Below are 11,983 nucleotides of genomic sequence, written 5' to 3' on the forward strand. Positions count from 1 at the left end.
GCCGGTCAGGATCCGGCGGGCGGGACGCCGCAGTTGCGGCGCAGCATGGTGTCCAATGCCGTGCGGTCGTCGTCGTCGACCGGGACGGTCGTGTAAAGCCGGCTGCCCCCGTCCAGCGAGACCCGTACCGGGAATTCGAAGGGTTTCTTCACCTCGGCGAAGGCGTGCAGGTCGCAGCGCAGGGGCGACGCGACGAACGGCAGCGTGGCGGCCGGGGCGGCGGCGGTGACCTCGGCCAGCGGGGTGGCCTGGCGGTAGGTGAGGCGATACATGACGTTGCCGTCGAAGGAGTGCAGGCGGACCGTGCCGGTGGCCGCGCCGGTCCGTTCGACGACGAGGCTGCCGCGGACCCCGTCGGCACCCAGGTCGGTCCAGTCGCCGAAGCGCAGCGTCACGCTGTTGCGGACGGTCTCGGCGGCGCAGTCGTCGGCGAGCAGCCGGTTCAGCAGCTCGTTGGGGTGCGGCAGGGCCAGACGGACCCGCTGGGTGCGGGTGTCGCCCTCGGCGCGCGCCACGACGGTCACGTAGGACGGCTCAGCGGCCGCTGTGCAGCCTCCGGTGCCGTAGGGCACGGTGACGTCCACCCGGAGCCCGTTCGGCGGCAGGAGGGCCGGTGTGTCGACCGGGGCCTCGCCCTCGAAGGACGGCAGGTCCGGTTCGACCCGGGAGACCCAGACCGGCGCGGCACCGTCGTTGTGCAGAGCGATCCCGAGTTGCCGGGCCACCTCGTCCTGCCGCCACTGCTCGGCGGTGGCCCGCAACCGCAACTCCGGCAACGGCGGCTCAGCACTGCCACCACCGCAGCCGCCGAGCGCCACGACCAGGCCAACGGCCGCCGCTCCCGCGAGCAGACGAAGGCCCGCACGGCACACGACCAGGCCCGCAGCCGCCGCTCCCGCGAGCAGACGACGGCCGGCGCGGCACACGGCCGGGCCGGCGGCCACCGTGGCGGCGCGAAGGCGGGCGGCGGCGCGGGCCGGATGCCGGACGGCAACCGCCGCGCCGGTGGGGACGCGGCGGCTGATCATCGTCGTCAGGCTTCGACGACGTCGGCGATGATGACCGTGACGTTGTCCGGCGCCCCGTTCTCGAGGGTGCGGTTGACCAATTCGGCGGCGCAGCTCTTGCGGTCGGCGACGTCGCGCAGTGTCTGGGCGATCACGGTGTCCTCGACGTAGTCGGAGAGCCCGTCACTGCACAGCAGGTAGCGGTCGCCGACCCGGGCCGGGATCATCCGGCCGGCCGGGCGGAACGGGCCGCCCTGCACGGCCTGGGTGACCAGCGCCCGCTGCGGGTGGCGGCGGGCGTCGTCGGGGGTGAGAACACCCTGGTCGACCAGGGCCTGCACGTAGGTGTCGTCCCGGGTGAGCTGCTGGAAGTCGCCGTCGCGCAGCAGATAGCACCGGGAGTCGCCGACGTTGAGGGCGGCCAGGCGGTCGCCGGAGAGCAGCAGGGCGGTCACCGTGGTGCCCATGCCGTCACGGGCGTCGTCCTCGGCGACGGAGGCCTCGATCCGCTGGTTGGCGGTCTGGAGGGCGTTGATCAGATCCTGGAGCGGCTCGCCGTTGTCCGGAGCGGTGTCGACGACGCTCAGGCTCTGCACCAGGATGTCGCTCGCCAGCTCTCCGGCGGGGAGCCCACCCATGCCGTCCGCCACCACGAAGAGTCGATTACCGACGAAGACGGCGTCTTCGTTGTTGGACCGGACCAGGCCCTGATCAGTGGCGGCGACCGCCCGGACAGCAAGCGTCATGTGACAACTGTGCCAAAGCCCAAATCCGTTGTCTCTAGTACCTCCTACCAAGTGTCGGCGGATCCCTGGTATGCCACTGTGAGGCCGACCCGGGCGGCAACCCCCCTCGACGGGATGATGGCGCAGGTCACAGCCCTTGCGGCCGGGTTTCCGGGCGGTCCGGCGCCGGATCTTGGCGTGCGCGGTCACGATCGGCGGCGCCCGCGCCACCGCGACACGCCGTGCAAGACCGACGTGACATTCGCGACATCGGGGTACGGGCGGGCCCGGCGCACGGTTCACGGGACGTTCCGGGCGTCCCTCGCAAGCGGTACCCCGCGTTCGCCGGCACGCGGCCGGAGGCCCGCCGGACGGTCGCGCGAGGGTGACAGTGCGGGGTGGGGCGACACGGCGGCGCGGGCTCGGTAACAATCGTCGACGTGACGACAGCTATCCATCAGCGCATCGCCTCGGAGCTCGGGGTACGGGAAGGGCAGGTCACCGCCGCGGTCGAGCTGCTCGACGGCGGGGCCACGGTGCCGTTCATCGCCCGCTACCGCAAGGAGGTGACCGGCACCCTGAACGACGCCCAGCTGCGGACCCTCGAGGAGCGCCTGGGTTACCTGCGGGAGCTCGAGGACCGGCGGGCCGCGGTGCTGGAGTCGATCCGCTCCCAGGGCAAGCTCGACGACGCCCTGGAGCAGCAGATCCTCGAGGCCGACACGAAGGCCCGCCTGGAGGACATCTACCTCCCGTTCAAGCCGAAACGGCGGACCAAGGCGATGATCGCCCGTGAGGCGGGCCTGGAGCCGCTCGCCGACGGTCTGCTGGGCGACCCCACGGTCGACCCGAAAGCGGCCGCAGCGGCGTTCGTGGACCCCGAGAAGGGGGTCGCCGATCCACAGGCCGCCCTGGACGGCGCGCGGGCGATCCTGATCGAGCGGTTCGCCGAGGACGCCGACCTGATCGGCGAGCTGCGGGAGCAGATGTGGACGCGGGGGCGGCTGGTCGCCAAGGTCCGCGACGGCAAGCAGACCGACGGCGCGAAGTTCTCCGACTACTTCGACTTCGCCGAGCCGTACTCCAAGCTGCCCTCGCACCGCATCCTGGCGATGCTGCGCGGGGAGAAGGAGGACGTCCTCGACCTCACCATGGAGCCGCACCCGGAGGAGGACGAGGGCTACTTCGAGGGCCGCATCGCCTTCCGCAACGGGATCACCGACCTGCGCCGGCCCGGCGACAAGTGGCTGGTCGACACGGTCCGCTGGGCGTGGCGCACCCGGATCCTCATCCACCTCGGCGCCGACCTGCGGGTCCGGCTGCGGGAGGCGGCCGAGGACGAGGCGGTCCGCGTCTTCGCCGCCAACCTGCGTGACCTGCTGCTCGCGGCGCCCGCCGGCACCCGTACCACGATGGGTCTGGATCCCGGTTTCCGCACCGGGGTGAAGGTCGCCGTCGTGGACGCGACCGGAAAATGCGTGGCCACCGACGTGATCTACCCGCACGTGCCGCAGAACAAGTGGGACGAGTCGATCCACCGGCTGGCGGCGCTGGCCTCCAAGCACCAGGTCGAGCTGATCGCGATCGGTAACGGCACCGCGTCCCGCGAGACCGACAAGCTGGCCACCGAGCTGATCAAGCGGCACCCGGACGCCAAGCTGACCAAGGTGGTCGTCTCCGAGGCGGGGGCGTCGGTCTACTCGGCGTCGGCGTACGCATCGCAGGAACTGCCCGGCATGGACGTGTCGCTGCGCGGCGCGGTCTCCATCGCCCGCCGCCTGCAGGACCCGCTCGCCGAGCTGGTGAAGATCGACCCTAAGTCGATCGGCGTCGGCCAGTACCAGCACGACCTGTCCGAGGTGAAGCTGGCCCGCTCGCTGGACGCGGTGGTCGAGGACTGTGTGAACGGCGTCGGCGTCGACGTCAACACCGCCTCGGCGCCGCTGCTGACCCGGGTCTCCGGGATCACCGCCGGTCTCGCCGAGAACATCGTGATGCACCGCGACCAGAACGGCCCGTTCCGCAACCGCAAGGAGATCCGGAACGTGGCCCGGCTGGGCCCGAAGGCGTTCGAGCAGTGCGCCGGCTTCCTCCGGATCCGGGACGGCGAGGACCCGCTCGACTTCTCCAGCGTGCACCCGGAGTCGTACCCGCTGGTCCGGACGATCGCGGCGGACGCCGGATCGGACGTGAAGACGCTGATCGGCAACAGCCCGCTGCTCAAGGGCATCCGGCCGGACAAGTTCGTCACCGACACCGTCGGCCTGCCGACCATCACCGACATCCTCAAGGAGCTGGAGAAGCCGGGCCGTGACCCGCGGCCGGCGTTCACCACGGCCACCTTCGCCGAGGGCGTCGAGAAGATCGCCGACCTGAAGCCGGGCATGATCCTGGAGGGCCAGGTGACGAACGTGGCGGCGTTCGGCGCGTTCGTCGACATCGGCGTCCACCAGGACGGGCTCGTGCACGTGTCGGCGCTCTCCGAGAAGTTCGTGCAGGACCCGCGCGAGGTGGTGAAGTCCGGTGACGTGGTGAAGGTCCGCGTCCTGGAGGTCGACCCGGTCCGTAAGCGGATCTCGCTGACCATGCGCCTGAGCGACGAGCCGAACAAGGGCCGCCAGCCGCGGGAGGACCGCGGTCAGGGCCGGCCGGGCGGCGGCCAGGGGCAGCGCCAGGACGGCGGTCAGGGCGGCCAGGGCGGCCAGCGCCAGGGCGGCGGCGGTCAGGGCGGCCAGCGCCAGGGCGGCCAGGGCGCTCAGCGGCAGCCCCGGCAGGGCGGCGGCCAGCGGGGCGGTCAGGGCGGCGGCGGAAACAGTTTCGGCAACAGCGCCATGGCCGACGCCCTGCGCCGGGCCGGGCTGACCCGCGACTGAACGTGACGAGGCCCGGGCGGCGGCCCGGGCCTCCTCACTTCACGTCCCAGATCTTGATGTCGTTGTAGGCCACCTCGTAGGGCCCGACCTCCGGCATGTCGCGGGCGTTGTAGACGCCCAGCAGCACCCGGCCCTCCTGGAGCCGCTTCTCGGCCAGCGCGGCCGTACCGACCAGGATCCCGTCCCGGTACACCTCGACGGTGTCGCCCTTGGCGATCAGCCCGATCCGGGCCGAGGCGGGGGCCAGCCCGATCGGGGTGTCACCCAGCGAAAGCGTCTTGATCACCTTGATCTTGCCGTCGCCGTCCCGGTTGTGCAGCCCGATGTAGATGTCGCTCTCACACACCCGGGCCTGATAGCCGACCTGCCCGCTGTTGCGGAACCAGATGGCCGCGCAACTGCCCGGCGTGTTGAGCCGCGCCGTCACCTCGACACGCATGTCCGCCGGGATCTCGTCGAGCGGGCCCGAGCATTTGAAGACGCCGGCCCGTTCCCGGCGGGCCACCAGTGCGTTCCCGGCGAAGTAGCACTTCGCCGTCTCCTCCGGGTAGTCCTTGGCGGTCCACAGCCCCTGCCGGTGCAGGGTGTCCTGGAGCCGGGCCGGGCCGGTCGGCGTACTGATGGTGACCACCGGCGTCGGTGACGGCGGGGGCACGGCCCCGGCCCGGCGGCCGTCGTCGTTGCGCAACTCCAGGGCCACCAGGACGGCACCGACGACCAGGGCCGTCACGAACACCGCGAGCAGGGCCGGCATCGCCCAGCGGCGGCCCTGGGCGAAGGGTTCCCCGGCGGGTGCCGGGTCCGCCGGCACCGAGGAGATCGGCACCGTGACGATCGAGTTCTCGTCGTAACCGACCAGCCCCGGCGGGATGGCCAGGGTCGGCAGGCTCACCGAGGGCTCCGGGGCGACACCGGTGACCGCCTGCGCCTCGACCGCGGCGTTGCGCAGGTCCGGCTGGTCGGCGAAGGCGGCGGCGGTGGCCGTCGGGCGCTGCTTGCCGGAGATCAGCAGGTCGAGCAGCTCACGGGAACTCGGCCGGTTCGCCGGATCCTTCTCCAGGGCGTGCGCCACCAGGTCGCGCAGCGGGCCGCTCAGCCCGTCCAGCCGGGGCGGCTGGGTGAGGATGCGGGCCGCCATGGCCGGCGGCGAGTCGGCCCAGAACGGGGTCTGCCCGGTCCCCGCGTACGCCACCACACCGCCCCAGGCGAACACGTCCGCGGCCGGGGTGAGCGGGGTGTCCTCGTCCGAGGAGAACCGCTCCGGCGCCATGTAGGCCACCGTGCCGACCATCTGGTCGGTCCGCGTGTTCGCGCTGGTCGCCTCCATGGCCCGGGCGATCCCGAAGTCGATCACCTTGGGGCTGCCCGGCGCCAGCAGCACGTTGCGCGGCTTGAGATCGCGGTGGATCACCCCGGCGCCGTGGATCGCGGTCAGCGCGGTCGCCACCCCGATCGCCACACCGTGCAGATTGGCGCTGGTCAACGGCCCGCGCTGCTCGACCACCTCGGCCAGGGTGGGACCGTCGACATACTCCACGACCAGGTAGGGCGACTCGTGGTCCGGATCGGCGTCGATCACCTCGGCGGTGCAGAACGGCGGTACCTGCCGGGCCCGGTTGACCTCGCTGCGGAACCGCCGCCGGAACTCGTCGTCGTGGGCCAGGTCGGCGCGCACCATCTTGACCGCGACCAGCACCCCGCCGGCGGTACGGGCCAGATAGACCGTACCCATTCCGCCCTCACCGAGCCGCCCGATCAGCCGGTAGTCGCCGAGGGTCTGCGGATCGCCCGTGCGCAGCGGTTGCGTCCGCTCACCCGGCACTGCGCCGTCGACCATTCCGCTGCCCCCCGGAGCGCCCCCTTACGTATGCGCTCGCACTGTATAGGGCCGCGTCTCTCCCCCGACAGGTGGCGGCCTCATGGAGATCCCCGAGATAAGGATCCGGGCCATGCCCGATGCGACCGACCCCTGTCCGGCGACACCATGGAGTCATCAGTTCACCACCAGTGAAGGCAGGGATTCCCTCATGAACGCCGTGCACGACTCGCTCGCCCGTCAGGGCCTGGTTCGCCCGCAGGACGGCCGGATGATCGCCGGCGTGTGCGCTGGCCTCGGCCGCCGCTTCGGCATCGACCCGTGGATCGCCCGGATGCTGTTCGTGCTGATCCTCTTCGTCGTCCCGGGCAGTCAGATCCTCGTCTACCCGCTGGCCTGGATCCTGATGCCGGCCGAGAAGCCGGCCTGGCAGGCTCCCGCCCCGACCACCCTCTGACCGCTCCCGCCTGAGCGGCCGGCTCAGGCGGTCAGCTCCCGAACCTTCCCGGTCAGCTGCAGGTCGTCGAGGTAGCCCTTGTAGACGACCTTGCCGGTGCGGTCCAGCATCACGTACCAGCTCTGCTGGGCGATGCCGAACCGCTTCCACAGCTTGCCGGCCTTGTCGTTGAGATGCGGCATCTTGGCCAGCCCGAAGTCGGCGACGAAGTCGTCCATCTCCGGGACGCTGCCGAGGCTCGCGATGCCGAGGATGCCCAGACGGTCGGCGTACTCGTCGTGGATGTCGGACAGCGACTGCGCCTCGCTGGCGCAGGTCGCGCACCACGGCGCCCAGAACCAGAGGATGGCCGGCTTGCCGGCCATCGACGCGGCGTCGAACTTCTCGCCGTCCAGCGTGGTTCCGGTGAAGGTCAGCGTCTTCGGGACGGTCACCGCTTCCGCGGTGGCCGCCCCGGAGGCCGGAGGCGCGGCAGCGGCCGGGGACGGTCCGGCCGCCGGCGCCTCCGGGGACGCGGCCGGCGTGCTGCCACACCCGGCTGCCGCGAGCACGGCGGTCAGGGCGAGGGGCAACAGCAGCCGGGGTACGCGGGGCCCGCCGATCATGTGCTCGGGGTGGGTTCGGTGAGCCGCAGCGCGAGCGCCGGGCACACGTTGACCGCCTTGCGGGCGCCGTCCTCGAGCCATGGCGGCAGCGGCGTCTGCGGGAACGCCGGGAAGCCGTTGTGGTCGAGCCGGATGATCTCCGGGGCGACCGCCGAGCACAGGCCGTGCCCGTCGCACCGCGACCAGTCGAGGGCGAGTTTGCGGGCGCCCTTCTCGGCCGTGTAGGGCAGCGGCAGGATGCCACGGACCTGTTTGCCGCAGCCTTCGCCGTTGGCGTGTGCCCGCACGTCGTCCTGGAAGACCTCCAGCGCGGACAGCGCGAAACGGGAGCTGCCGTCCGGGTGGCTGCACGCGCCGCGGCCCTTGACCATGCCGGCCGCCTGCCGTACCTGTTCGACCGCGTTGCCGCCGAGCGACACCAGGGTGACCGCGCGGGCCAGGTCGGGCAGGCCGATCCGGCACGGGCCGCACTGGCCGGCCGACTCGCCGGCCAGATACTGCACGACCTGGGCGACCTCGCCGACCGGGCAGGTCTTCGAGCCGATCGGGATGAGCATGCCGGCGCCCAGGGTGCCGCCGACCTTCGCGAAACCCTTGCGGGAGATGTTGATGGTCTTGGCCTGCTCGGCGGTGACCCACTTGCCGTGGTAACCGCCGACCAGCAGGCCCGGCCCCAGGTCGGCGCCGCACATCTCGAGCACCTCCATGAGCGGGGTGCCGGTGGGTGCCTCGACCACGGCCGGCGCCGTCGCGGAGCCGCCGACGGTCAGCATGACCGTGCCCGGTTCCTCCGGGATGCCGACCGAGTTGTACTCCCACGGGCCGAGCCGGGCCGCGATCGCCAGCTGCGAGTACGTCTCCGCGTTCGACAGCAGGGTGGGCAGGCCCATCACACCGTTGTCGCTGGACCGGACCTTGCGGCCGGGCGGGATGTGCGCCTCGCCGTTGATGCCGCGGACCAGCGCGCCACCCTCACCGGAGATGAACCGGTGCGGTACCACGACGATCCGGGTCGGGCACGGCATCTTCCGCTCGGCCAGGGCGGCGGCCAGCGAGTTCTGCCCGACGCCGTCGTCGGCCACGCCGATGACGATCTCCTCTGCGTCCAGGGCGGCGGCGGCCAGGGCCGCGCCGTCCAGGATCAGGTGCGGGCCACGGGTCAGGACCGCCTTGTCCTTCCACGACGGGGGCTCACCCTCGGTGGCGTTGACCACGATCACCGGGGGCAGGTCCTGACGGCGGCAGGAGTCGACCACCGCGCGCACCTTACGGGCGAACGGGAAGCCCGCGCCGCCGCGGCCGCGCAGCTCGATACGGTCGGCGAGGCCGATCAGCTCACCGGAGGAGAGCGCCGCGAACCCGCCGTGCACCTCCTGGTGGGCCAGCAGGTCGAGACGGCCGTACTCGTCGAAGCCGGCGGTGATGCGGGGCGTACCGATGGCCGTGACCGGTGGAACCTGTGCCGTGCTCAATTCGTGTCCCTAGTGTCACCGCGGAGCTGGGAGAAGTAACCGTCGTCGGTCTCGTCGCGGCCCCGGCGGCCGGCACCGCGGGCGGGGCCGGGTTCGCCGCGCCGGTTGCGGCGCGTGCCGCTGTCCACCAGCGTCGGCGTGTCGTCGACCGGGTAGGCGGGGCCTTCGGCGAAGTCGACGAACTCGCTGCGGCTGGGCCGCCGGGCCGGCGGCTCCTCGTAGCGGGGCTCATCGTAGCGCTCGGCCCGGGTACGCGGGGCGGGCTCCTCCTCGTAGCGGCCGCCACGGCCGCGCGGGGCGTCCTCGTAGACGCTCGGAGTCTCCTCGTAACCGCGCGGGACCTCCTCGTACTCGTCCTCGGCACGGCGGCGGCCACGGGGGCGCTCGTCGAACTCCGGCTCGCGGCGCCGGGCCCGGGGGGTGGGCTCGTCGTCCTCGAACCGGCGCATCCGGGCGCCGGTGGTCTCGAGGTCGTCGCGGCGCATCCGGGCACCGGTCGTCTCGAGGTCGTCGCGGCGCATCCGGGTGCCGGTGGCCTCCAGGTCGTCGCGGCGCATCCGGGCGCCGGTCGTCTCGATGTCGTCACCGCGGCGGGGCCGCGGGGCCGGCTCGTCGTCCTCGAAGCGGCGGCCACGTGCACGGCCGTCGTCGTAGATCTCCTGCGCACGGGGGGCACGGGGACGCGGGACCGGCTCCTCGTCGTACCGGTAGCGATCGTCCTCGACGTCGCGCCGTGACATCCGGGTCTGGGTGTCGTAACGCTCGTCGTCCTCGACGGCCCGGCGCGGCCGGGGCGCGGGCGCCTCCAGCTCGGGCCGGCGGCGGGGCGGGTAGTCGTCCTCGATCGGCGCGGGGGCCGGGCTGACCGGACGGGCGGCGGGGGCGGCCGCCGGGCTGACCGGACGCGCCGACGGCTGGTTCCAGGCCGGAGCGGACGGGCCGCCGGTCGGCTGGTTCCAGGCCGGCGGTGCCATGGTGGCGGGTTCGGCACCGGCCGGGGCGAGCAGGTCGACGGCGGGCTGACGCGACGTACGCCGGATCGGCGCCGAGGCGGTGGGCAGCAGCGCGCCGGTCTCCTGCGACTTGACCGCGCCGACACCGGCCGGTGAGGCGAAGTCCTTGCGCCGGTTCAGGCTGACCGACAGGCGGACCGCGAGGCCGACGAGTACGCCGAGCACGCAGACGACGTAGCTGACGGTGACCCAGGCGTCGGCGGGCCGGCCGGCCGAGAGGCCGTGGGTCAGGGCGATCGGCCACATCAGGTAGGAGATGGCGTGGATACCGCGCCACATCCAGGGCCGGCCACGGCCGATGAAGCGGGCACGGGCGATACCCGACCACATGACCAGCACCATGATCCAGCCGGAGATGGTGCCGAGGCCGACGTACAGGTTGTTCCCCTCCACCAGGAACGGGACGAAGATGTCGATCGCGGTGATGAAGTCCTTGGCGAACTTCGTCCACACGTGCAGGAACAGCGCGCCGACCGCGATCACGCCGGTGGTGCGGTGCGCGGACTGCAGGAGCACCCGCTGGCGGATGCTGAGGACCAGGCGGTCGGTGGCGACCAGGCCCACCATGATCGTGATGGAGAGCGACACCAGGCTGATGACGCCGACGTAGTAGTCGGCGTAGGCGAAGAAGTAGTAGTAGGCGACGCGACCCGGAGCGGTCATCATCGCCACTGCCCACAGGGCGGCCAGGATGCTCAGGATGAGCAGGGCCACCGATGTTCTCGACGCCGGACGCGTGCCGGTGGATCCGACGTCGACCGCCACCCGGGGGGCGGCGGTCGCCTTGTTGTTCTTCGAGCGGGCCATGGACTCCTCGTTTTCCTTGGTGCGGTCACGTCCCGTGGGCGGTGGGACGCCGGCGTCCGTGGGGAACGCCCCGCGCTCAAGCGCTGCTGCTGGACCCGGTCCTCGGCGGTGCTTTCCCCTGCGTGCTCCGGTCGGTGTCCTCCCCGGATTACGTGCCGGGGGCGGGATCGGATGAACGCTCGCTCAAAATTTTCCGTAGCCGCGCGGCTACGGTCCGCGCAGGCCCGCTGAGCTGCACGAATAACAGAAACGTTGCTCGCGTAAGGAAAAAATAAGGATCGCGGGGTGGGTGACGCGGGCCACCCGGTGAACCATTCTCGCCTGGCGGGCGAACTAAGTAGTGATGACGTTTCGAGAGCACGACTCGGGAAGGGGGATCGTCATGCGTCACCGGATCACCGCGCTCATCGGCGCGGTCGTCGCGGGTGCGGTGCTGAGCGCGCCGACATGGGCGGCGCCGGCCGCCGCCGACGTGCCGGGATTCAGTGTGCGGGTGACGGCGCCGGACACGTTCACGGCGGCCCGGTCCGCGGAGACGGTGACCGCGGTGGTCACCTCGGAGAGCGGCCGCTGCCGAAAGGTCCGCTGGGTGCTGATCGTGCGCTCGGAGGTCGACCCCGGCCAGCTGCGGGTGACCCGCGTGGAGGAGGACGGCGAGTTCGACACGAGCACCGACACCGACGGTGACACCACCACGATCATCGACGAGGCGCTCGACCCGGGCACGCTGTGCCGGGGCCGTACGGTGACCGGCCGCTGGCAGATCACCTTCGACGGCCCGGACGGCGGCGACGTGCGGTTCGAGGCGCAGGCGTTCGACGATCAGGAGACGCTCCTGACCACCGCCGGCGCATCGGCCACGGTCCGCGGTCAGCGCACCGCGAGCCCGTCGCCCGAGCCGTCCGAGTCGCCGGCCGGCAACGGCACGGACGAGCAGGACGAGGACGCGGGCGACGGCGGGGCGGCCGGCGACGACGACAAGGTGATCGACCAGGCCGGAGGCGACACCCAGACCGCCCTGGTCGCCGATCAGACCTCGCTGCTCGGGCCGGGCCTGGTCATCGGTGGCATCTGCGTGTTCCTGGGGGTCCTGCTGCTGCTCCGGCTGCGGGTCCGGTCGCGGGTGGCCCGGGTCGAGGAGCAGACCCTGCCGACCGGCTTCTACCGGATGCCACACCGCCGATAGGAGCACTTCCTCCGGGTGAAAT

Annotated in this window: 9 protein-coding genes; 3 read left to right on the forward strand and 6 right to left on the reverse strand. The window is 72.1% G+C overall.

Annotated elements, in window-relative coordinates; all coding sequences use genetic code 11:
- Nucleotides 1-5: 5 nt before the first annotated feature.
- Together BC793_RS02320 and BC793_RS02325 are read right to left on the reverse strand one after the other, a co-directional pair.
- On the reverse strand, nt 6-1,028 hold the full coding sequence (locus BC793_RS02320; RefSeq protein WP_109588837.1) for a hypothetical protein: 1,023 nt from the start codon (nt 1,026-1,028) through the stop codon (nt 6-8).
- 5 nt (nt 1,029-1,033) lie between these two features.
- A complete protein-coding gene (locus tag BC793_RS02325) occupies nt 1,034-1,753 on the reverse strand; it encodes a PP2C family protein-serine/threonine phosphatase (RefSeq protein WP_109588838.1) in 720 nt (239 codons plus the stop codon).
- Between the two features lie 419 nt (nt 1,754-2,172).
- Here BC793_RS02325 and BC793_RS02330 point away from each other — a divergent pair, with 419 nt between their 5' ends.
- Nucleotides 2,173-4,605, forward strand: coding sequence for a Tex family protein (locus tag BC793_RS02330; protein WP_109588839.1), 2,433 nt, complete (start codon nt 2,173-2,175; stop codon nt 4,603-4,605).
- A gap of 34 nt (nt 4,606-4,639) precedes the next feature.
- On the opposite strand, the gene BC793_RS02335 is transcribed toward BC793_RS02330, so the two are convergent.
- Nucleotides 4,640-6,442: a serine/threonine protein kinase gene (locus BC793_RS02335; RefSeq protein ID WP_109588840.1), complete on the reverse strand. Its 1,803-nt coding sequence runs from the start codon at nt 6,440-6,442 to the stop codon at nt 4,640-4,642.
- Between the two features lie 190 nt (nt 6,443-6,632).
- Here BC793_RS02335 and BC793_RS02340 point away from each other — a divergent pair, with 190 nt between their 5' ends.
- On the forward strand, nt 6,633-6,878 hold the full coding sequence (locus tag BC793_RS02340; RefSeq protein ID WP_109588841.1) for a PspC domain-containing protein: 246 nt from the start codon (nt 6,633-6,635) through the stop codon (nt 6,876-6,878).
- Nucleotides 6,879-6,901: 23 nt separating this feature from the next.
- Here BC793_RS02340 and BC793_RS02345 read toward each other — a convergent pair whose 3' ends face one another.
- The 3 genes from BC793_RS02345 to BC793_RS02355 are packed head-to-tail and all read right to left on the reverse strand — an operon-like array spanning nt 6,902 to nt 10,775.
- On the reverse strand, nt 6,902-7,483 hold the full coding sequence (locus BC793_RS02345) for a redoxin domain-containing protein (protein ID WP_109588842.1): 582 nt from the start codon (nt 7,481-7,483) through the stop codon (nt 6,902-6,904).
- Nucleotides 7,480-8,955, reverse strand: a complete 1,476-nt coding sequence (locus BC793_RS02350; RefSeq protein WP_109588843.1) for an NADH-quinone oxidoreductase subunit NuoF family protein — start codon at nt 8,953-8,955, stop codon at nt 7,480-7,482. The genes BC793_RS02345 and BC793_RS02350 overlap by 4 nt, the downstream gene beginning before the upstream one ends.
- Nucleotides 8,952-10,775 carry a translation initiation factor III gene (locus tag BC793_RS02355; protein ID WP_109588844.1) on the reverse strand — a complete coding sequence of 608 codons (1,824 nt, stop codon included), beginning with the start codon at nt 10,773-10,775 and terminating at the stop codon, nt 8,952-8,954. Before BC793_RS02355 ends, BC793_RS02350 begins: the two co-directional genes overlap by 4 nt.
- Nucleotides 10,776-11,157: 382 nt before the next feature.
- Here BC793_RS02355 and BC793_RS02360 point away from each other — a divergent pair, with 382 nt between their 5' ends.
- Nucleotides 11,158-11,961: a hypothetical protein gene (locus tag BC793_RS02360; RefSeq protein WP_109588845.1), complete on the forward strand. Its 804-nt coding sequence runs from the start codon at nt 11,158-11,160 to the stop codon at nt 11,959-11,961.
- Nucleotides 11,962-11,983 lie beyond the last annotated feature (22 nt).

The organism is Actinoplanes xinjiangensis, assembly GCF_003148685.1.
In the GTDB taxonomy this organism is placed as follows: Bacteria; Actinomycetota; Actinomycetes; order Mycobacteriales; family Micromonosporaceae; genus Actinoplanes; species Actinoplanes xinjiangensis.